19 protein-coding genes are annotated in these 21166 nt (G+C 56.7%); 11 read left to right on the top strand and 8 right to left on the bottom strand.

The genetic code is table 11. The features are described from left to right. Positions 1 to 9 precede the first annotated feature (9 nt). Both CHR62_RS10250 and mpl read right to left on the bottom strand, forming a co-directional pair. Entirely contained in the window at positions 10 to 600 is a 591-nt protein-coding gene (locus CHR62_RS10250; RefSeq protein WP_093969440.1) for a YqiA/YcfP family alpha/beta fold hydrolase, read from the bottom strand. Next, complete coding sequence (mpl, locus tag CHR62_RS10245) at positions 597 to 1970, bottom strand: UDP-N-acetylmuramate:L-alanyl-gamma-D-glutamyl-meso-diaminopimelate ligase (protein WP_123660874.1); 1374 nt, start codon at positions 1968 to 1970, stop codon at positions 597 to 599. The genes CHR62_RS10250 and mpl overlap by 4 nt, the downstream gene beginning before the upstream one ends. Before the next feature lie 76 nt (positions 1971 to 2046). On the opposite strand from mpl, the gene CHR62_RS10240 reads away from it, so the two are divergent. The 8 genes from CHR62_RS10240 to CHR62_RS10205 all read left to right on the top strand — a co-directional run bounded on the left by CHR62_RS10240 (position 2047) and on the right by CHR62_RS10205 (position 8398). Further along, on the top strand, positions 2047 to 2556 hold the full coding sequence (locus CHR62_RS10240; RefSeq protein ID WP_123660873.1) for a TlpA disulfide reductase family protein: 510 nt from the start codon (positions 2047 to 2049) through the stop codon (positions 2554 to 2556). Positions 2557 to 2662: 106 nt separating this feature from the next. Continuing rightward, positions 2663 to 3097, top strand: coding sequence for a type II 3-dehydroquinate dehydratase (gene aroQ / locus CHR62_RS10235; RefSeq protein WP_093969437.1), 435 nt, complete (start codon positions 2663 to 2665; stop codon positions 3095 to 3097). 87 nt (positions 3098 to 3184) lie between these two features. Further along, a complete protein-coding gene (gene accB, locus CHR62_RS10230) occupies positions 3185 to 3631 on the top strand; it encodes an acetyl-CoA carboxylase biotin carboxyl carrier protein (RefSeq protein WP_093969436.1) in 447 nt (148 codons plus the stop codon). A gap of 3 nt (positions 3632 to 3634) precedes the next feature. Beyond that, on the top strand, positions 3635 to 4981 hold the full coding sequence (accC, locus tag CHR62_RS10225; protein ID WP_093969435.1) for an acetyl-CoA carboxylase biotin carboxylase subunit: 1347 nt from the start codon (positions 3635 to 3637) through the stop codon (positions 4979 to 4981). Positions 4982 to 5013: 32 nt separating this feature from the next. Continuing rightward, positions 5014 to 5922 carry a 50S ribosomal protein L11 methyltransferase gene (gene prmA, locus CHR62_RS10220; protein ID WP_123660872.1) on the top strand — a complete coding sequence of 303 codons (909 nt, stop codon included), beginning with the start codon at positions 5014 to 5016 and terminating at the stop codon, positions 5920 to 5922. Positions 5923 to 5943: 21 nt separating this feature from the next. Next, complete coding sequence (locus tag CHR62_RS10215) at positions 5944 to 6909, top strand: zinc-ribbon and DUF3426 domain-containing protein (RefSeq protein WP_123660871.1); 966 nt, start codon at positions 5944 to 5946, stop codon at positions 6907 to 6909. A gap of 1 nt (position 6910) precedes the next feature. Then, complete coding sequence (locus tag CHR62_RS10210) at positions 6911 to 7858, top strand: carbohydrate kinase family protein (protein WP_093969432.1); 948 nt, start codon at positions 6911 to 6913, stop codon at positions 7856 to 7858. Between the two features lie 39 nt (positions 7859 to 7897). After that, positions 7898 to 8398 (top strand): glycine zipper 2TM domain-containing protein, encoded by a 501-nt coding sequence (locus tag CHR62_RS10205; RefSeq protein WP_093969431.1) that lies wholly within the window; start codon positions 7898 to 7900, stop codon positions 8396 to 8398. Between the two features lie 72 nt (positions 8399 to 8470). Here CHR62_RS10205 and CHR62_RS10200 read toward each other — a convergent pair whose 3' ends face one another. From CHR62_RS10200 to CHR62_RS10185, 4 genes are all read right to left on the bottom strand, one after another. Next, a complete protein-coding gene (locus tag CHR62_RS10200; protein WP_123660870.1) occupies positions 8471 to 9034 on the bottom strand; it encodes a YggT family protein in 564 nt (187 codons plus the stop codon). A gap of 199 nt (positions 9035 to 9233) precedes the next feature. After that, the gene (locus CHR62_RS10195; protein ID WP_093969429.1) at positions 9234 to 9845 is read right to left on the bottom strand and encodes a histone; all 612 of its coding nucleotides are present in this window, start codon (positions 9843 to 9845) and stop codon (positions 9234 to 9236) included. A 155-nt stretch (positions 9846 to 10000) separates the two neighbouring features. Next, complete coding sequence (locus CHR62_RS10190) at positions 10001 to 11170, bottom strand: ribonucleotide-diphosphate reductase subunit beta (RefSeq protein WP_093969428.1); 1170 nt, start codon at positions 11168 to 11170, stop codon at positions 10001 to 10003. Between the two features lie 33 nt (positions 11171 to 11203). Further along, positions 11204 to 14134: a ribonucleoside-diphosphate reductase subunit alpha gene (locus CHR62_RS10185; protein WP_123660869.1), complete on the bottom strand. Its 2931-nt coding sequence runs from the start codon at positions 14132 to 14134 to the stop codon at positions 11204 to 11206. A gap of 397 nt (positions 14135 to 14531) precedes the next feature. Here CHR62_RS10185 and CHR62_RS10180 point away from each other — a divergent pair, with 397 nt between their 5' ends. Then, the gene (locus tag CHR62_RS10180; RefSeq protein WP_123660868.1) at positions 14532 to 15026 is read left to right on the top strand and encodes a hypothetical protein; all 495 of its coding nucleotides are present in this window, start codon (positions 14532 to 14534) and stop codon (positions 15024 to 15026) included. Positions 15027 to 15033: 7 nt separating this feature from the next. Here CHR62_RS10180 and gltX read toward each other — a convergent pair whose 3' ends face one another. Beyond that, positions 15034 to 16449, bottom strand: coding sequence for a glutamate--tRNA ligase (gene gltX / locus CHR62_RS10175; RefSeq protein ID WP_093969425.1), 1416 nt, complete (start codon positions 16447 to 16449; stop codon positions 15034 to 15036). Between the two features lie 91 nt (positions 16450 to 16540). Here gltX and CHR62_RS10170 point away from each other — a divergent pair, with 91 nt between their 5' ends. Continuing rightward, on the top strand, positions 16541 to 19015 hold the full coding sequence (locus CHR62_RS10170) for a GNAT family N-acetyltransferase (protein WP_093969424.1): 2475 nt from the start codon (positions 16541 to 16543) through the stop codon (positions 19013 to 19015). A 31-nt stretch (positions 19016 to 19046) separates the two neighbouring features. After that, on the top strand, positions 19047 to 19856 hold the full coding sequence (locus tag CHR62_RS10165; RefSeq protein WP_123660867.1) for an alpha/beta fold hydrolase: 810 nt from the start codon (positions 19047 to 19049) through the stop codon (positions 19854 to 19856). 74 nt (positions 19857 to 19930) lie between these two features. Here the strand turns inward: CHR62_RS10165 and CHR62_RS10160 are convergent, their stop codons facing one another. Next, positions 19931 to 20905, bottom strand: a complete 975-nt coding sequence (locus CHR62_RS10160) for an ABC transporter substrate-binding protein (protein WP_123660866.1) — start codon at positions 20903 to 20905, stop codon at positions 19931 to 19933. Between the last annotated feature and the right edge of the window lie 261 nt (positions 20906 to 21166).

Raw genomic sequence — 21166 nt, 5'->3', positions numbered from 1 at the left:
GTTGTGTTTTTATCGTTGCGTTTGGGGTATGGCCCGAATGAATTGCATGACTTCGGGCAACCAGCGCGGGAAGTCGGAAATGCCGTGGTCGCTGCCGCTGACGATGCGGCTTTGGCACCCTGCGTACCAAGCTGCCATTTCTTTCCAGTCAAGCACTTCGTCGCCCGTACACGCCATTAAAAAATAGCGGCTGTGCATCTGGGGCTTTGGAAATGCAAGTGCGGCGAGTTCGTCGACATGCCTGGGCAAAAAAACGAAAGGTTCGGTGCTGTGGTATTGCTGGTGTGTGCCGACTTGAGTGGCCAGGTCGCGTGCGGCGTAAATGACCGGGTTGAGCAAAACGGAACGACAGCCGCGAGTATGCGCCAGGTGACCGGCGTAATAGCCCCCAAGCGACGAGCCCACAAGGGTGACGCCAGCCGGGTCGCTTGCATGCGAGTCAATAAGATTGTTGCATAAATCGATAGTGGCCTGCGGGCTGGCCGGCAGTTGCGGACAATGCCAGTGGTCGGTCAGGTTCAGGTCGGCAACGGCTTGTGCTAGCCACTGGGCCTTGGCGGATTGCGGTGAGGAGCGAAAGCCGTGCAAGTAAAGAATCATGGGTGGGGTTGCTGTAAAGCAGCAAGGACTTTTTGGTGGATACCGCCGAAACTGCCGTTGCTCATGATCAGGATATGGTCGCCGGCAGTGGCGGCGGCAACGATGGCTTGTACCAGTGTGTTCAAGTCGTGATGTGCGTGAGCTTTTGTACCCAGGGGCGCCAGTACCTGGGTTGGGTCCCAGCCCAGGGCGTGTTTGCCTTGTGTTTCGCCAAAGCAAAACACTAAGTCGGCATCTTGCAAGGCGCCGGGCAGTTGTGCGGCCATGGTGCCCAGTTTCATCGTGTTCGAACGTGGTTCGATGACGGCCAGAATGCGGGCCTGACCGACTTGCCGGCGCAGGCCGGCCAGCGTCGTAGCAATGGCCGTGGGGTGGTGGGCGAAGTCGTCGTACACCGTAATGTCGGCGATGGTGCCGCGCACTTCCATGCGCCGCTTCACCCCGCCAAAGCTCGACAGCGCCAGCAGTGCTTGCGCGGTGTCGACCCCCACGTGGCGCGCTGCTGCCAAGGCGGCCAGCGCGTTCAGCTTGTTGTGTTCGCCGGTCAGGCTCCAGGTGACGTCGCCTACGGGTGTGCCGTCTTGAATGACACTGAAGTGGGTAGCATGGCCTTGATCGCGATACTGCCAGTGGCCGTTGTCGCCGAAGTCGACAACGGGCGTCCAGCAACCGCGTGCGATGACGCGGTCGAGAGCAGGCGCATTGGCGGGGCGTATGACTTGCCCGCTGGCCGGCACGGTGCGAAGCAAGTGATGAAACTGAGTTTCGATGGCGTCCAGCGTCGGGAAGATATCCGCATGATCGTATTCAAGGTTGTTTAGTATCGCGGTACGCGGCCGGTAATGTACAAACTTTGATCGCTTGTCGAAAAAGGCTGTGTCGTATTCGTCGGCTTCGATGACGAAGAATTTTTGTGCCGGGTTGAACCGGGCCGATACTTTGAGGCCCGGGGCGATGCCGCCAATCAGGAAGTTGGGGGCTAGCCCAGCTTGTTCCAGTATCCAGGCCAGCATCGAGCTGGTTGTGGTTTTCCCGTGTGTGCCGGCAACAGCCAGAACATGTTGCCCTTGCAGAATGTTTTCGCCCAGCCATTGCGGGCCCGACGTGTAAGGCAAGCCAAGGTCAAGAATGGCTTCCATCAGCGGGTTGCCGCGCGTCACAACGTTGCCCACGATGAACAGGTCGGGTTTAAGGTCGACCTGGTCGGCCCCGAAGCCTTCGGTCAGGGTGATGCCCTGTTCTTCAAGCTGGGTGCTCATGGGGGGGTAGACACCGGCGTCGCAGCCCGTGACAGTGTGGCCTGCCGCGCGGGCGATCAGGGCCAAACCGCCCATGAAGGTCCCGCAGATCCCCAAAATATGTATGTGCATTCGTTTTCTCCTGGCTGCCTATTGTAGTCAGCCGGTAGTGCCGCGCTTGAATAACGGCGATGTTAAAATCCATTTTATGATGATGCGTCGTAAATTTTTGCAGCGTTGCCTGGGCATGTTTGCCGCAGGGCTTTTGGCCGTTGGGGGGTTACCCCATGCCGTGGCATCGTCGGCCGGGTTGTTTGGTCTTCAGTTTCCCGACTCCGACGGCACCCCGGTTCCGCTCGATCAGTGGCGGGGCGGTCCAGTGGTGGTTAATTTCTGGGCGACTTGGTGTCCGCCTTGTGTCAAAGAAATGCCCGACCTAGAAGCGCTTAAGCAAAAGTATCCTGGGGTGCAGTTTGTGGGGTTGGGGGTCGATACGGCTGCCAACATTAAAAAGTTCATTCCTAAGGTCAATGTGACGTATCCGTTGCTGGTCACGGGGTATGGTGGCATCGACTTAATGAAAACCTTGGGCAATCCAACAGGTGGTTTGCCGTATACCCTGGTGTACGATGCGTCCGGCAACGTCCTCGAACGCATTATGGGTCAGGTCAAGCCCGATCATCTCGACGCGATTTTGCAGCGTGTTTCAAAGCCTTGAGTACGTGTTGCTGCAATCCAATACGTTCCTGGGTTTTTGGGTATTTAATAGACAAATAACGCTCTTTAGCGTAAAAAGACGGTCTGTCTGTCGTAGAAAAGCATAAATGGCACAACACATTCTGGTTTTGCATGGCCCTAACCTGAACATGCTGGGTACCCGCGAACCCGGCATTTACGGGCGGCAAACGCTGGCCGATATCAACGCGCGCCTGGCCGAAGTCTGCGCCGAAGCCGATGCGGGTTGTGCTGTTTTTCAAAGCAACCACGAAGGTGAGCTGGTTGATCGCATTCAGGCGACCCGGCACGACGAAACAGAATTCATTATCATTAATGCAGGTGCTTACACGCACACCAGTGTGGCTATTCGCGATGCGTTGGCCGCAGTGGGTTTGCCGTTCATCGAAGTACATTTGTCCAACGTCTACAAACGTGAACCTTTCCGTCATCACTCGTATTTGTCGGATCAGGCGCAGGGCGTTATTGCAGGTTTAGGTGCCTATGGGTACGAGGCAGCGCTTCGTTATGCCCTGGCTCATTAGGTGCTGCGTTTCACCAATTAATTTTTTAACAATCATTACTCGAGCATCGCGCTGAATTGGCCTGATGCCGCGTTACGGGAAGTTTGTATGGACCTCAGAAAATTAAAAACCTTGATCGATCTCGTTGCCGAGTCCGGTATTGCCGAACTCGAAATCACCGAAGGCGAGGGTAAGGTACGCATCGTCAAATTCTCCCAGTCGGTTCAGCCGGTGGCCTACGTGCCCGAGGCCGCGCCTGTGCAGGCCGCAGCTGCGGCAGCACCCGCTGCCCCCGCCGAAGCCGCGCCCAAGGCGCCGCAAGGCCATATCGTCAAAGCACCTATGGTAGGTACGTTCTACCGTGCGCCTAATCCAGGGGCTTCGCCTTTTGTCGAGGTTGGCCAGTCGGTTAAAGAAGGCGATCCGGTGTGCATCATCGAAGCCATGAAGTTGCTGAACGAAATTGAAGCAGACAAGTCTGGCGTGATCAAAGAAATCCTGGTCGAGAATGGCGAGCCCGTCGAGTATGGCCAACCCCTATTTGTAATTGGCTGATCCATGTTTGAAAAAATCCTGATTGCCAATCGCGGTGAAATCGCCCTGCGCATTCAGCGGGCCTGCCGTGAACTGGGCATTAAAACCGTTGTCGTGTACTCCGAGGCCGACCGTTCGGCCAAGTACGTACGTCTGGCCGACGAGGCTGTTTGCATCGGCCCTGCGTCTGCCAAAGACAGCTACCTGAGTATGCCGGCCCTTATCTCGGCCGCCGAAGTTACCGACGCCGAAGCCATTCACCCTGGGTACGGGTTTTTGTCCGAAAACGCCGACTTCGCAGAGCGCGTTGAAAAAAGCGGCTTTGTTTTTATCGGCCCTCGCCCCGAAACCATTCGCCTCATGGGTGACAAGGTCAGTGCCAAGCACGCCATGATCGAAGCCGGTGTGCCGGTTGTGCCCGGCTCCGACGGCGCGCTGCCCGAAGACCCGCAAGAAATTTTGCGCATTGCACGCAACGTGGGTTACCCGGTCATTATCAAGGCTGCTGGTGGTGGTGGCGGTCGTGGCATGCGTGTGGTGTACACCGAGGCCGCGCTGCTTAATGCTGTGGGTATGACGCGCACCGAAGCCGGTGCTGCGTTCAACAACCCCGAGGTCTACCTCGAAAAATTCCTCGAGAACCCGCGTCACGTCGAAATCCAGGTGCTGGCCGACGGCGGACGTAATGCCGTGTGGCTGGGTGAGCGCGATTGCTCGATGCAGCGTCGCCACCAAAAGGTTATTGAGGAAGCGCCCGCTCCGCATATTCAGCGCAAGCTCATTGAACGCATTGGCGAACGTTGTGCCGAAGCCTGCCGCAAAATGGGTTATCGCGGCGCAGGGACATTCGAATTCTTGTACGAAAATGGTGAGTTCTTCTTCATCGAGATGAACACTCGTATTCAGGTCGAACATACCGTTACCGAAATGATTACAGGTGTCGATCTGGTTGCCCAGCAAATCCGGATTGCCGCCGGCGAAAAATTTACGCTCCGTCAGCGTGACGTCCAGTTCCGCGGCCATGCCATCGAGTGCCGTATCAACGCCGAAGACCCCTTCAAATTTACGCCCAGCCCGGGCAAAATCACCGCCTGGCATGCCCCGGGGGGGATGGGTGTTCGTCTCGATTCCCACGTATTCAGCGGTTACAGCATTCCGCCTAACTACGACTCCATGATCGGCAAGCTCATTACGTATGGTGATACCCGCGAGCAGGCGATTGCGCGTATGCAAATTGCCTTGTCCGAAATGGTGGTTGAAGGCATTCAAACCAACATCCCGCTGCACCGCGAGCTGATGCAAGACGCCCGCTTTGTCGAGGGTGGCACCAGTATTCACTATCTCGAACACAAGTTGTCGCAGCGTCCCTGATCGGGCCGTTCGTCAACAATCCGGAAGCTCTCATGCGTGAATTGGTGTTGAATTGTCCCGAAGCAGCGGCAGAGGCATTGTCCGACGCGCTGCTCGAGGCGGGTGTGCTGTCGGTGTCTGTAGAAGACGCCGACCGCGATACCGAAGCTGAACAGCCTTTGTTCGGCGAACCGGGTACCGAGCCCGAAGTGCAGGCGTGGCAACACAACCGTGTTGTTGCTTTGCTTCCCGATGGTGTTGACCCCGAGCACATCCTTGAGGCCGTGCGTGTCAATGCCGACCTGGGGCTCGACCTGTCTCATTGGGAAACACGCGAGGTGCCCGACGCTGACTGGGTTCGGGTAACGCAATCGCAGTTTGGCCCGATCCAGGTGGGTGAAAAAGTCTGGATCATCCCGAGTTGGCATCGTGATGATCAGATCGTGCCCGCATCAGACGACGTGGTCACGCTTGAGCTTGATCCTGGTCTGGCGTTTGGTACGGGCAGCCACCCTACAACACACTTGTGCCTCGAATGGTTGTCCGAAGTCATGACAGGGGCGCCCACCGTGCTCGATTACGGATGCGGTTCGGGTATTTTGGCCATTGCTGCACGTAAGCTGGGCTGTGGCCCTACCTGGGCGGTCGACATCGACCCGCAGGCAGTCACCTCGACGCAATACAACGCGTCAGTCAATCAGGTCGAATTGCAGGCTGGTTTGCCCGATGCCCTGCCCGAGGGCGATTTTGGCGTCGTTGTAGCCAATATTCTGTCCAATCCGCTCAAGATCCTTGCGCCCATGCTGTGTCATCGGGTGTCGCCTGGTGGTCATCTAGTGTTGTCAGGGGTGCTCGAGCGGCAGGCTGAAGAGGTCGCGCAAGCGTATGCCCCCTGGATAGCCATGTCTGTCTGGAAAGCCCGTGACGGCTGGGTATGTTTGCACGGCCAACGTGGCCAGTAATGTTTCTTCTGGCGTAGCGGTATGAAGCTGAACACCCGTTGCCCCGATTGCGGCACTGTCTTTGGGGCCAGCCTCGAGCAAATGAAGCTGCGCAAGGGGTATATCCGGTGCATTAATTGCGCCGGCATCTTCGACGGCTACGAGGCGGTCGTAGATGAGAAGTCGGCCGAAGACTACGTACCCGCAACGCTGCCCCAAGCGCCAGAGGATACGTTGCCGCCCGTGACGATTCCTGTACGAGGTCGGGCGCCTGCGGTGCCCGCACGACCCGAGCCTACGTTTGCGGCGCCCAGTGCCGGGCCTCGCTCACCACATACCCTCAATGATCGCGGCGCTGGCGTGTTCGAGTCCGATATCGAAGACGATGCGCCCGCATCGGACGCGCCTCGTATTTTCGTCGAGCCCAAAAATTATCGTAAGGTCAACGACAGCGTATTTTTAACCGATCGTCGACGTGTGTCGAGTGGGCGCTCGGGCGGGCTGCGTTGGGTGTTGGTATTGCTGATTTTGGGTCTGGCGGCCCTTTTGCTGGCTTATGCATTCCGTATGCAACTGGCGGCTGAGGTGCCATGGACTCGACCCTGGCTTGAGCGTGCATGCCTGCATCTTGATTGCACCGTCGACTATCCGCAGCGCATTGATCGCATCTCGATAATGGATTCTTCATTACGTGCGGCTGGCGCAGAAGCCGGACAGACTAGGCCTCCGTTGGGTGCGGCAGACGTGACTGAAATGGTGTTGACTGTTGTCATGCGCAATACCTACGACAAGCCGCAGCAGTGGCCGGCGCTTACACTCGACCTGGTCGATTTCTCGGGCGCCATTGTGTCGCGACGTATTTTGCAGCCCGCCGACTATCTTGACGATCAACAGCTCAGAGGCCCGTTCGGCGCGCAACAAGAGGTTCGTTTGCGTGTATCGGTGCCAGTTAACGGCTTGCGTATCAATGGTTATCAATTAGGCAAGTATTTTCCTTCAAAGGATTAAGATGGCAAAGAAAATAGTAGTTTGCGGTTCGGTTGCATTCGACACCATTACGGTTTTCGAGGGGCATTTCAAAGATCATATTTTGCCCGACAGCATCCAGTCGCTTAGCGTGTCTTTCTTCGTGCCGTCAATGCGTAAAGAGTATGGTGGTTGCGCAGGCAATATTGCCTACAACCTGCGTTTGCTGGGTGGGCATCCTGTGCCCGTTGGCACCGTTGGGGTCGATGCGTCCGATTATCTCGAGTACATGGGTAGTTTAGGTATCGACGTCAGCCAGGTTCGTGTCATTTCCGACATGTTCACGCCCCAGTGCTTTATCACGACAGACCTCGACAACAACCAGATTGCTTCGTTTCACCCCGGTGCCATGGTGCGTTCGGCAGAAAACGATTTTGATGGCAACGGTGCGGTGTGGGGCATTGTGTCGCCCGACTCCAAAGAGGGTATGTTTGCCCATGCTCGACGCATGAAAAATGCCGGTATTCCGTTCGTGTTCGACCTGGGGCAGGCCATGCCGCTCTTTTCAGGCGACGATCTTCACGAAATGATCGATATGGCTACCTTGTTGACGGCTAACGACTACGAGGCCAGCGTGATTGCCCAGCGTACCGGTGTGTCCATGGAGGCCTTGTCCGAACGACTGAAGGCAGTTGTGGTCACGCGCGGTGCCGAAGGTGCTACCGTGTTCCAGAACGGGAACTCGACGCATATTGATCCGGTCAAAGTTAGTGATGTAGTTGACCCAACAGGGTGCGGCGATGCCCACCGCGCGGGTTTGTTGTATGGGTTGTCCGAAGGCTGGGCCTTGCACGACGCCTGTTGTTTGGCGAATGTCATGGGCGCGATTAAAATTGGTTCACGCGGCCCGCAAAATCATCAGCCTGGGCGCGATGACATCGCGGCCATGCTTCAGCAACATTATGGGCTGGCATTGCCGGCAGCAGTTTAATTATCGGGCCTTGCGTCCAAGGCCTAAAGGAGCATCGAAATGGGTTCGACAGTTACAACACATGTTCCATCGCGTGGCGGTCGCTGGGCTGCATTGGCGGTTGCGGTAGGTAGTCTGGCGGTTATTGCAGGGTGTGCCAATCCCTCGGCATCCAGCTCTGTCTATACCTATGGTCAGGCGCAACAAGAGCAAATCATGCGCATGGGCACTGTGGTTTCGGTGCGTCCTGTCACCATTCAAAACGAGAAGTCGTCGGGCGCTGGCATGATTGCAGGTGGCGCTTTGGGCGGTGTTGCCGGTAATGCTGTGGGCGGCGGTTCGGGCCGTGCGATTGCAACGGTAGGCGGCGCTATTTTGGGCGGTTTGCTGGGTAACACCATCGAAAACCAGGTCGGTAAAACCCAAGGGCTCGAAATCACCGTACAGCTCGATAACGGCGAAACACGCGTTATTGCACAGGCGGCCGACGTAGCTATTTCGGCCGGTCAGCGGGTGCGTGTTATTAGCGGCCAGGGCCCAACCCGCGTCGTGCCCATGTAAGAACGGTTAAAGAAGTTAAAAAAAACGCTGCTATAAAAGCAGCGTTTTTTTTGGTTGATTAACGTTGCGGGCTTAAACCCCGAAGAGCCGGTACGCAAAGCCTTCGAGCACCATCATGACGACTTGGGCCACGATAAGCAGCACCAGGGGTGAGAAGTCGATGCCCCCTGGGCTGGGAAGAATGCGGCGGATAGGGTCGAGCAGTGGGGCAGTAAGTGTTTGCAGTACGGGCATTAACGGGGCCATGGGGTTAACCCACGACAGTACAACTTGAATGAGCGTGAGCCACAACACCAGGTTGAACGCCCATTTAAGTACCGTGAGAAAGCTGGCGACCAAGGCGCCCAGCAATCCGTTGACGACAGGCAAGTGGCCGGTGAGTACGAAGAAGGTCAGGAGCAAAAAGACCAGCGCGGTCAGGTAGGCGGCCAGCAGGCTGGGCCAGTCGAGGAACTTGCTGGCTGGGATGACTTTTTTGATAGGTTGCACCAGCCAGTCGGTAATGCGTAAAACTGCCTGAGCGTACGGGTTGAACGGATGCAGGCGGATTGCGTACATCCAGGCGCGGATGATGAGCGCAATGCCAAACAGCGAGAAGACGATGTTGATAATGAAGTGCAGGATATTGCCAAACATGAGTAGTCGCCAGCCTGAAAGTTAACAACGGCACATTGTCGCACGAGCGCAGGGCTTGCGCATGCAGAAACACTGCTGCTCAGCTGGCCGGTAAAGGCACGCTTGATGGCAGACCTTGTTTGCATATGCTGTCGTGTCAATAAAAACTGCCTGGCATGGCCAGGCAGTTTGAAGGAAGTAAAGCCGGTACTTTTAAAGCTTAAGGCCTGTCGCCGGTGGGGAAGGGCCACGATGCGACGGGGTTTACCGTTTTTTTGGCTTCGGTGGCTTGAGCGCCTTTGCTGGCTTTGGCTTCAGCTTTGGTTGCTTTGGCTTTTTTTTCTTTCTTGGCTTTTTTTTCGGTTTTCTTTTCTTCTTTTTTGGCCTTGGGGGCGTCGGCTTTAGGCGCTGCCGATTTTGCCGGCGCCGCTTTTTTAGCTACAGCTTTTTTGGCAGGAGCAGCAGCGGCTTTAGTGGCTGCTTTTTTTGCGGGCACTGCTTTTTTGGCAGGTGCTGCTTTCTTTGCTACTGCTTTCTTGGCTGGCGCAGCTTTTTTCGCGACGGCTTTCTTGGCCGGTGCTGCTTTTTGGGCTACTGCTTTTTTAGCTGGCGCTGCTTTTTTAGCAACTGCCTTTTTTGCCGGCGCTGCTTTTTTGGCTACGGCTTTTTTGGCAGGCGCAGCTTTTTTAACAGCCGCTTTTTTTGCGGGTGCGGCCTTGGTTGCCGTTACTGCTTTTTTAGCGGGCGCTGCTTTGGTTGCTGCAACTTTTTTTGCTGGTGCTGCTTTTTTTGCAGCGGCTTTCTTTGGTGCTGCCTTCTTGGCTGTAGCCATAGTGATGCTCCTTGAGAATGAATCGTACAGAACGTCCACCCATTTGATATGGCCCCCACATTATGGTGCGACCCATTTCAAATGGCACAAGCGTGCAAAGTGCACAGCACCCGGCACGCTATGAGTCTAACGTAAGCAGTAACACTATCCAAGCATTATTCCCAGCTTAGGGCCCCACCTGTTTGATATTCGATGACACGTGTCTCAAAAAAGTTGCGTTCTTTCTTGAGATCGATCATTTCTGCCATCCAGGGGAAGGGGTTTTCTTCTTGCGGGAAGAGTGGCTCGATACCGATTTGCTGGCAACGTCGGTTGGCAATGAAGCGCAGATAAGACTTGAACATGGATGCGTTCAGACCTAGCACACCGCGTGGCATGGTGTCTTCGGCATATGCATATTCAAGATCGACGGCCTTGCTGAAGAGTTCGCGAATTTCTTCGCGGAACTCTGGTGTCCAGAGATGCGGGTTCTCGAGCTTGATGGTGTTGATCAGGTCGATGCCGAAATTGCAGTGCATGGACTCGTCACGCAAGATATACATGTACTGCTCGGCAGCACCTGTCATTTTGTTTTGGCGACCCAGTGCAAGAATTTGAGTAAAGCCCACGTAAAAGAACAAGCCTTCCATCAGGCAGGCAAACACGATAAGCGACTTGAGTAAGGTCTGGTCGGCTTCGGGCGTGCCTGTATTGAAGTTCGGGTCGGCGATAGCGTCGATGAACGGGATGAGGAATTCGTCTTTGGCGCGGATCGATGGGACTTCGTGGTACGCGTTGAAAATTTCGGACTCGTCGAGATCGAGGCTTTCGACGATGTACTGATAGGCGTGCGTATGAATAGCTTCTTCAAAGGCCTGGCGCAACAAGAACTGCCGGCATTCGGGCGCTGTGATGTGGCGGTATGTGCCCAACACAATGTTGTTGGCGGCCAGCGAGTCGGCCGTGACAAAGAAGCCCAAATTGCGCTTAACAATGCGGCGCTCGTCTTCGGTTAAACCTGTGGGGTTTTTCCAGAGGGCGATGTCGCGCGACATATTGATTTCTTGCGGCATCCAGTGGTTGGCGCAGGTCGCGAGGTATTTTTCCCAGGCCCATTTGTACTTGAACGGCACCAGTTGGTTGACATCGGTCTGACCATTGATGATGCGCTTGTCGGCCGCGCTGACGCGACCGGCCGAAGCCGGTGCCGCCGTCGTCGAAGCCGCAGCAGCAACAGGGTTGACCATGGCTACGTCGGGTTGAGCGTGAGCCGCAGGCGCTGCGGCGCGAGGCGCCGCTGCGGGGGTAGGGGTGCCGAGGGGGGTATCTTCGTCCCAGTTAAGCATGATGATTAAACCTTTTAAATAGTTTGGCCGGCGTTATTGGCAAGCTTCGCACTCTTCGAAGCCGTCGTCGCCAGGGCGCAAGGTGCATACGGTGCCCATGACTTCGGCTTCGGGCAGGTCGGGCGCCGTCGAAATGGGCGCGGGGGCCGCAGCCATGCCGCCGCTCATGCCTGCTTGGGCAACGGCGTTCAGTTCGCCGCCGCGGCCGGTGGATTTTTCGGCGTTGGTTGCGCCGCTAGAGCGCAGATAATACGTGGTTTTCAGGCCGCGAATCCAAGCTAGCTTGTAAGTGGCATCGAGTTTTTTACCCGAGACACCGGCCATGAAAATATTCAGGGATTGGGCCTGGTCGATCCATTTTTGGCGACGCGCTGCACACTCGACGACCCAACTAGGGTCGACTTCGAATGCCGTGGCGTACAGCTCGCGCAGATCTTCGGGGATGCGGTCGATGCGTGCCAGGCTGCCATCGAAATATTTCAGGTCGGCGACCATGACTTCGTCCCAGAGGCCGCGTGCTTTCAGATCGCGCACCAGGTGGTCGTTGACGACAGTGAACTCGCCCGACAAGTTTGATTTGACATACAGGTTGCGATAGGTGGGTTCGATGCAGGGTGACACGCCAATGATGTTGGAAATAGTGGCGGTAGGCGCTACGGCAACGCAGTTGGAGTTACGCATGCCGTATTGCTTGATGTGCGCGCGCAGGGCATCCCAGTCCATGCTGCTGCTGTCGTCAACTTCGACATAGCCGCCGCGTTCGTCGCGCAGCATTTTGAGGGTGTCTTGAGGCAGAATGCCGCGATCCCAGAGTGAGCCACGGAAGCTGGCGTAAGGCCCGCGCTCGGCGGCCAGTTTGCTGGAGGCCAGGTAGGCGTAGTAGCAAACGGCTTCCATAGAGCGGTCGGAGAATTCGACGGCGGCTTGCGACGCAAACGGAACGCGCAGGATATGCAGGGCGTCTTGGAAGCCCATGATGCCCATGCCGACCGGACGGTGGCGTACGTTGGAGTTACGCGCCTTGGGTACGGCGTAATAGTTGATGTCGATGACGTTGTCGAGCATGCGCATGGCTACGTCGATGGTGCGCTGAAGCTTGTCGTGGTCGAGCGCGTAGCTGCCGTCTGCGTTTTGTGTGATGTGCGCGGCCAGGTTGACCGAGCCCAGGTTGCACACTGCAATTTCAGACTCGTTGGTGTTCAGGGTGATTTCGGTGCACAGGTTAGAGCTGTGAACCACACCAACGTGTTGTTGCGGCGAACGAATGTTGCATGGGTCTTTGAATGTCAGCCAAGGATGACCGGTTTCGAACAGCATGGACAGCATCTTGCGCCACAGCGTTGCAGCCGGGATTGTCTTGTGTAGGGGCAGGTCGCCGCGTGCAGCTTTGGCTTCGTAACCGGTGTAGGCTTCTTCGAAAGCCTTGCCGTATTTGTCGTGCAGGTCGGGGACGTCGGACGGAGAGAACAAGGTCCAGTCGCCGTTTTCCATGACGCGTTTCATGAACAGGTCGGGGATCCAGTTGGCCGTGTTCATGTCGTGCGTGCGGCGGCGCTCGTCGCCCGTGTTTTTGCGCAGTTCGAGGAACTCTTCGATGTCGAGGTGCCAGGTTTCGAGGTAGGCGCAAACTGCGCCCTTGCGTTTGCCGCCCTGGTTGACGGCAACGGCTGTATCGTTGACGACCTTAAGGAAGGGGACCACGCCCTGGCTTTCGCCGTTGGTGCCTTTGATGTGACTGCGCAGCGCGCGCACCGGTGTCCAGTCGTTGCCCAGGCCGCCGGCGTATTTGGCCAGCAGAGCGTTTTCTTTGATGGCGTCGTAGATGCCGACCAGGTCGTCAGAGACGGTCGTGAGGTAGCAAGACGACAGTTGCGAGTGCAGCGTACCGGAGTTGAACAACGTGGGGGTCGAGCTCATGAAGTCGAACGACGACAGAATGTTGTAGAACTCGATGGCGCGCGCTTCGCGGTCGATTTCGTTCAGGGCCAGGCCCATGGCGACGCGCATGAAGAAAATTTGCGGCAGTTCGATGCGACGGCCGCGTACGTGCAGGAAGTAGCGGTCGTATAGCGTTTGCAGGCCTAAATACGAAAACTGGTTGTCGCGGTCGGCTTTCAGGGCAGCAGCCAACTTGGGCAGGTCGAACTGGCCCAGTTTGTCGTCGAGCAGGCCGTTTTCGATACCGGTTTTGATAAAGCGGGGCAGGTATTCGGCGTAGCGGGTGTTCATCTCGGCTTGCGAGACTTCTTCGCCCAGCACTTCGGCACGGATTGTGTGCAGCAAAAGGCGTGCAGTGACTTGGCTGTAGGCCGGGTCGTTTTCGACCATGGCGCGGGCTGACAAAATAGCCGACTTGTAGACCTCGTCGGCGGGGATACCGTCGTACAGGTTTTTGATGGTTTCTTTAAGAATGGCGTCGGAGTCGATTTGTACAGGCAAATCGACTCCGGCAGCATCGATAGTGGCTTTGAGCTGGTCGAGGTCGAGCGGGCGGCGTACACCGTTGTCGGTGACATGCAGCACGACAGCTTGTGCGGGCGAGGGGTTGGCCGACTCGGCGCGTGCGCGTTCTTGGGCGCGCTTTTCGCGATACAGCACGTAGGCGCGGGCAACGTCGTGTTCACCTGAGCGCATGAGCGACAGTTCGACCTGGTCTTGAATGTCTTCGATGTGGAACGTGCCGCCGCCTGGGCGGTTGCGCACCAGAGCGTTGACGACCTGGGAGGTGAGTTGCTCGACCAGTTCGCGGACGCGGGCGGACGCTGCACCTTGCCCCCCATTGACGGCCAGGAAGGCCTTGGTCATGGCGATGGCAATTTTGTTGGGTTCGAATGCAACGACGGCCCCGTTACGGCGAATGGTGCTGAAGTTTTGCCAGGGGTTGTTGGCCTTGCCGGCATTGCCCGATTTTGCGGCGGGCGACGGCTGTTGGGCGGTCGTGGATTCGGTTTGAGAAGTCTGCATGAGGGCTCCTGGAAACGGCGTGCTTTTTAAGCGCCGTAGCGTGTTTTTATGAATGGTGGAAGAGAGAACAGGCTGCAAAACTGCTGTTTTTACTGCTGTGCTTCTTTTTGTTGTAACCACTATATATAGTGGTTTGAGTAATTTTGAGCACTAATTGTAGTGTCTGGTCTCGTGCGAATCAAGCCGGTTTTACATGAATTTTTTGTTCAGCCGGGAAAAAAATCGGACAAACTCTGCCAAGTCATTGATAGTGCTTGGAAACCTTTTTATTCGATTATTTTCGGCCGTCTGGGGGCAGGCTGGAAGCCTGTCTTGGTGAGCAAATGTTGCACCCCATTGGCAAGTACCGCTTGCCCTTGGTATCTTGCCAAATCGTTTGATTCTATTAGCAGGTGTTATGCGTCGGATACAAGTAAATAGGGTTGCAGGTGTCAGTGCCGTTGCGGGGCTGGTTATGTTATTGGCGGCGTGCGCCCCTGTCACGAAACAGGCGCCGCAGGTTCAGGCACCCAAGCCACAGTGCCAGGCCGCAGCTGCGGGCCAGGGTATGGTCGGAAACTGGCTGGGCACCCGCAAGTCGCCGGGCATTGCCGGCGAGCTTAAGGTCTGGATAAAGTTGGGGCCCGACGGGAAAATGGCCTACAGCGAGCAGTTGCAGCGCCGGGGTAAGCCGCCGCAAATGTTAAGCGAAGAGGGTTGCTGGCGCCTTGAGGGCCAAACGCTGGTATTGCAAACCTTGCGTTCTAATGGCGCCGAGGTCGAGACCGACGACCCCATTTACACTAACAACTACACCGTAGGTGCGCAGTCGGGGCGCCAGCTGCGATTGCGGGCGCCCGACGGCGACATTACCTTGGGCCGAATGCCAAACGATTACCGTCTGCCCTTTTAGGCGCTGGTTAGTCGGACAGGCCTTCCAGGCGGCTGAGTACGGTTTCCCGTCCCAGAATGCTCAGCACGGCGTCTATAGCTGGTGTTTGCTTTTGGCCGGTGACAGCAACGCGCAACGGTACGCCCAGTTTGGGCATTTTGATATTGTGCTTTTCAAGGGTTGCCTTGATCAGGCTGGCCAGAGCTTCAGTTGTCCAGGTGGGCAGGTTGGCGGCCTGGTCGGCAAAGTCTTGCAGAACGGTAACCGCTTCGGGTGTCAGGTGTTCGGCCTTCAGGGTTGGGTCGACGCCGGCAAATTCGCGGCAAAACAGCATGGCTCCTTCGGCCAGTTGATTCAGCGTTTCGGCGCGGTCTTTCAGCAGGCCCATAACATCGTCCAGGTCAACAGCATTGGGGTTGCCGCCCAGGCCGGCAATACGCGGCGCAACCAGGGTAGCCAGTTGGCTGTTGTCTGTTTCGCGAATGTAATGCGCATTGACCCAATTCAGCTTTTTAGGGTCCCATTGTGCGGCCGACTTGGTCAAATTGCGGGTGTCGAACCACTCGACCAGTTGTTCGCGCGAGAAAATTTCGTCGTTGCCATGGCTCCAGCCCAGGCGGGCCAGATAATTGATCATCGCCTCGGGTAAGTAGCCGTCTTCGTGGTATTGCATGACGTTCACGGCGCCGTGGCGCTTTGAAAGCTTGTCGCCATCGGGGCCGAGAATCATTGGCAAGTGACCATATTGTGGTAGTTCGGCACCCAGCGCTCGCAAGATATTGATTTGCCGTGGCGTGTTGTTGATGTGGTCGTCGCCGCGCAGTACGTGCGTGATTTTCATGTCCCAGTCGTCGACCACCACGCAAAAGTTGTAGGTGGGCGTGCCGTCGGGGCGGGCAATGATCAGGTCATCAAGTTCGGTGTTGTCAAAGCTGATGGGGCCTTTGATCAAGTCGTGCCACGCGGTTACACCGTCTTGCGGATTTTTAAAACGAATAACGGGCTTACGGCCTTCGGGCACTGCTGGCAGGGTTTTGCCTGGTTCTGGGCGCCATGTGCCGTCATAGCGCGGCTTCTTGCCGGCTGCACGGGCTTTCTCGCGCATGGCTTCGACCTCTTCGGGGCTGCTGTAGCAGTAATACGCCGTGCCGTCTTCCAGCATTTTTTCAATGATCTCGCTGTAGCGATCCATGCGTTGCATTTGGTAGAAGGGGCCTTCGTCAGGCTGCATGTTCAACCATTGCATGGCGTCTAAAATGGCTTGCACGGCCTCAGGTGTCGAGCGTTCGAGGTCGGTGTCTTCGATACGCAATACAAAAACCCCTTTATGATGACGGGCAAAAGCCCATGAAAAAAGGGCAGTGCGTGCGCCGCCAAGGTGTAAAAAGCCAGTAGGAGAGGGCGCAAATCGCGTGCGGACAACCGCTGGGGTAGACGAGGTCATAGATAGATAATAATGTTGGGGTTGTATCGACGCGAAGATGCGTCACGACATCAAGTGCAATCCCGGTATTTTAAGGTACAGATTCAACACCATGCTTCGCCATCGCCTCGCTGCACTTTTCGATCCGCTTTCGGTGCTTGTTGTGGGCCCCAAGGGCCTTGCCACCGCACAAAGTTTGCCGCCACGTTTGCGCGGTCAGGCTACCGTGGTTGTGGCACAGCCGGGTCAGTCGGTCAAACTGCCGGCCACCCTGACCGGCGTAGCCAAGGGGGCGCGGCTCGACCTTGCTGTCGTGTCGCTTACCGGACGTATGCTTAACCAGGCCTTGTGGTCTTTGCAGGCGCATCGTCCGCGCGCACTGATCGTGCTGTCGCCCGACCACCCGTCTATTGACCCTGCGCACGATACACAGCTGTGTCGGTTGTTCGCCCGCGAGCACGACTGCATGGTGTTGGGGCCCCGGTCTTTGGGACTGCAGCGCACGCACACCGGGCTTAACCTTAGCCTGTCGTCGCACTTGGCGTTACCCGGAAAGGTAGCGCTTGTCTCGCAGTCCGAGGCTATTTTCAGCGCCGTCCTCGATTGGGCCCGCGATGCCAATCTGGGGTTTTCAACGGTTGTTTCCATGGGCGACGAGTCCAGCGTGGGCATTGCGCAAGTGCTCGATTACCTGGCTACCGACTCTCGTACCGACAGCATTGCGGTGTATCTCGATAATGTGGCGTCGTCGCGAGCACTCACTAGTGCATTGCGTGCCGCCGCATCTGTCAAACCGGTGGTCGTGCTGCGTGCCGGACAGGGCGCGCGTAACCCTAACTCGTTAAGCGACGCAGTCTTTAATGCCTTGCTACGTCGCGCGGGGGCGGTGCGGGTGCCTTACTTTGTGCAGCTATTTTCCGCAATCAAGGTGTTGCGCAGTCCGGTTCGCCCCAAGGGCCGGCGCATCGCTTTGTTTTCCAATGGCAGCGGTCCGCCTCAGTTGGCACTTGATATCATGGGCGAGGCCGCCGCGGTTGTGCCGGCCGAGTTTTCATTGTCTACCGTCAATGCTTTGTCCGAGAGCCTCGAGCCTCGGGCTCAGGTCAAGAATCCGGTAGTAACGCGTGCGGCGCTCGTCCCCGAAACCATGCGTCTGATGTTGGCGGCGCTCATGGACGACCCTAATGTCGATGGCTTGCTGATGTTGCTGGCCCCCGACTCGCGTGCTGATATGGCCGAAGTGGTGCGGCAAGTCACGGCCATGGCGCCCAAAGCACCCAAACCTATTATGGCCTGCCTGATGGGTGAGGCCAGTATGCGGCCATTGCGCCGCATGCTCGACGAGGTGGGCATTCCGTCGTTCCGTACCCCTGAAGCGGCCACCAATGCGTTTGGCGTTTTGGCTGCCTATCACTACAACCAGACACTGTCTTTGCAGACGCTGCCGCCCGAGCCTTTGGTGCGCCTGCCAAAAGTCGATGAGGCACGCAAGCTGGTGGCGCAGGTGCTGGCCGAAGGGCGACAGCATCTGACGCTGTCCGAGTGCGTAAACCTGTTTTCGTATTTCGATATCCCTCTCGAGTTATTGCAACCCGACGCCGACTTCCCCGGGTTGCAGCACGTCGATGACGTGCCCATGGCCATTCGTGTAGGCGTCGATGCACTTTATGGGCCCTTCATTAATTTTGGCTCCGGCGGGCGTTCGGCAATTTCTGCGCGCGATCGCGCTATTGAACTGCCACCGCTTAACGGCTTCCTGGCGCGTCAGTTGGTCGAGCGTAGTGCAATATGGCGGCGTGTACTCAAGCATCAAATGAGCCCTGCCGCCTACGAACGCCTGCAAGAAGTGCTCGAACGCTTGTCAGACATGGTGTGCGAACTACCCGAACTGGCTAATGTCTTGATCGACCCGATTTGGGCTGGCAATATGCAGCTGTTCGCGCAAGGTGTTCAGGTCGAGGTCAAGCCCTCTGAGCTTGCTGCCCTGCCCGAAAATTCGGGCTACGGCCACATGGCGATCCACCCGTATCCGCGGCAGTTGGTCAAGTCGCACGAATTTGCCGATGGCGAACCCTGGATGATGCGACCTATTCGTCCTGAGGACGCCGAACCGCTGCAGTTGTTCGTACGCGACCTGTCCGACGAGTCGCGCTATATGCGGTTTGTGTCCATGTTGCGCGAACTCACGCCCAGCATGCTGGCGCGCTATACCCGCATCGACTACGACCGGGAATTGGCGCTGGTGGCTACGGTGCAGGTGCCTAACCCGGCCCACCGGGGGCATCCACAAGAGCAAATTGTGGGCTTTGCCCACTACCTTCGCAATGCCGACGGCCTTGGGGCTGAATACGCCTTGGTCATTTCCGATAAATGGCAGCGGCATGGTCTGGGCAAGAAGCTGCTGCAAGGGTTGATCGAGGCGGCCAGAGCCCAACGGTTGGGCTACATCGAAGGCTTTGTCCTGGCCAACAACAGGGCGATGCTGGGCTTGATGACGCGCCTTGGCTTCCAGAACGACGCCGACGCCGAAGATCCGTCGATGCGTCGCGTGTGGCTTGCGCTTGATGAGGGGTTGTCAGAACATTAACGTTTCGCGCCAATAACAACAGGAGACATCCATGGCATGGGCAAGTGTTGAACCGGGAGTTAACCTTTATTACGAAGACTATGGGCAGGGTGAGCCCATAGTTTTTATACATGGCGGCGGTACCAGCCACGAAATGTGGGAGCAGCAGGTTTATAAGCTCACCGACACGTTCCGTACAGTCGTCTACGATCAGCGGGCGCACGGTCAAAGCGACAAGCCGGGTCATGGCTATACGTTCGATGGTCTTGCCGACGATCTTGAAGCTTTGCTGCAACAATGCAAGGTGTCCCGTTTTCATCTGGTGTGTCATGGCGTGGGTGTTTATGTTGGCCTGACCATGGCGCTACGTCATCCAGACCGCGTACGGGGGCTTGCGCTGGCCGGCGGCGGCGCTCGCTTTCTTGAAACCGAGGGCGAGCGGGGCGGATTCTCGCCCGAACGCTGGCAGGCTTATGCGCAAGGGATGGCAAGAAATAAAGTCGAAGCGACGGCAAAGCTAGTGAACGACGGCTTTTATTATCGTGATCCCGGGGCGGCTACCCGCCAGGCGGTTATCGACACTATGTTGCAGTGGCCTATCTACGCTACCAAAATGTTGGGCCAGGCGTTGCAAAACACCGATCTGGGTAGCCGGGTTTCGGCCCTTAAGGTGCCCACGTTAATTTTGCACGGCGTGCACGATAAAAAGCAGCCTTTTGACGACGCCAAGAAACTGGCTGAGCGTTTGCCGAATGCACGCCTGGTAGCTTTCGAAGAAAGCGCACATAATCCTCAGCTCGAAGAACTGGAGAAGTTCAATCAGGTTTTGGTTGATTTCTTTCATGACACCATGACGCGCTGATAATTAAGCCCTCATGGTTTGGAACATAGCAAAAGGGCCGCATTGCGGCCCTTTTTTGTATTGTCAGGTTTGTTTTATTCGATGGGGGCCATGATGTCGGGGCGTACGAATTTGGATACGTCGACGGGCTTGGACAAAAAGCCGGCGTCGCTTTGCAGGGTTAGTAGTTCTTGAATGGCCTTGGTGTCGGGCTTCATGGTGGCGATATGCGTAAAGTCTTTGTCGGTGAAGAGATACTTGTCGAGCATTGCCGCAGGTGCCCGGGTCACTTCTGCCGTGACTTCAACTGCCAGCTTGCGGTCTTCAAGCAATTTTGTCATGGCGCGCTGCAGGTCTTTTACGTACAGCCGAACGACCTCGGGATGTTTGTCGGCATAGGCCTTGCTGCAGCCCTCGAAGCTGTAGACGGTAGGAGACTGCACCTCGGACAAGGTAAACAGGGGGCGTAAATCGCCCTTTTCTTCGGCCAGCAGGGCAAAGGGTTGTACCAACGGGCCGCTATCGACGCGGCCCGTGCGAATGGCGTCGGCCGAGGCGGGAAAGCCGGTTTCTACGATCTTGACATCTTTTTCGTAGTCGATACCTTGTTGCTTCAGCCACAAGAGCATCTGGAAGTACATGCCGGTGCCATAGGCGTTGGTACCTATGATTTTGCCTTTGAGATCAGCGGCTGATTTGATGGGGCTGTCTTTTTTTACTGCCCAGTAAGGTGAAAAATAGCCTTTCTCTTCGTGGGCATGCTGCGCCACGATATAGCTTTCGAGACCGCTTTCGAGGTAGGCCTGTGCCATGGAGAGCGGCGCCATGGTCGAGCAATCGAGCACCCCGGCGCGCAAAGCTTGCATCATGGGTGACGTACCCTGGAACTGAGACCATTCAATTTTGTATTTTTTGCCCAGGTCGGGGAACAACTCGGGGCGTTTGATCATCAGGTATTTTGCCTCTTCGGCCGGAATCATCCAGCCCACACGCAAGGTTGGTATTTCTTCTGCGTAGGTAGGCGCTGCTGCAACTGCTGATAAAACCAGGGCCATTAAGGATTTGTTCATGGTTTTTTCTCCGTGTGTGCATTTTCCGGGAAGCCTAGCGACGATTGCATTGCTGAAAATGGCGCTTAAGATGGTGGGCGCGAATTTATGCAAATGCATACACTTACGGTAAAGAAGTTTCGGGCGCTACGCAATAGCGCGCTTAGCCGGATTTACCCTGATGTTTGGGGCGGAATTGGCAGGCAGATGCGCAGGCATCGCCGCCACGGGGGGGGCGATGCCTAGCGGAGGGAGGGGGGCTTAGGTGCCGTCTGGCAAAGC

Origin of the sequence: Pusillimonas sp. NJUB218 (genome assembly GCF_003788685.1) — a bacterium.
Taxonomy (GTDB): domain Bacteria; phylum Pseudomonadota; class Gammaproteobacteria; order Burkholderiales; family Burkholderiaceae_B; genus Neopusillimonas.
The sequence above is the reverse complement of the archived record's forward strand: the minus strand, read 5'-3'. Positions and strand labels throughout refer to the sequence as shown.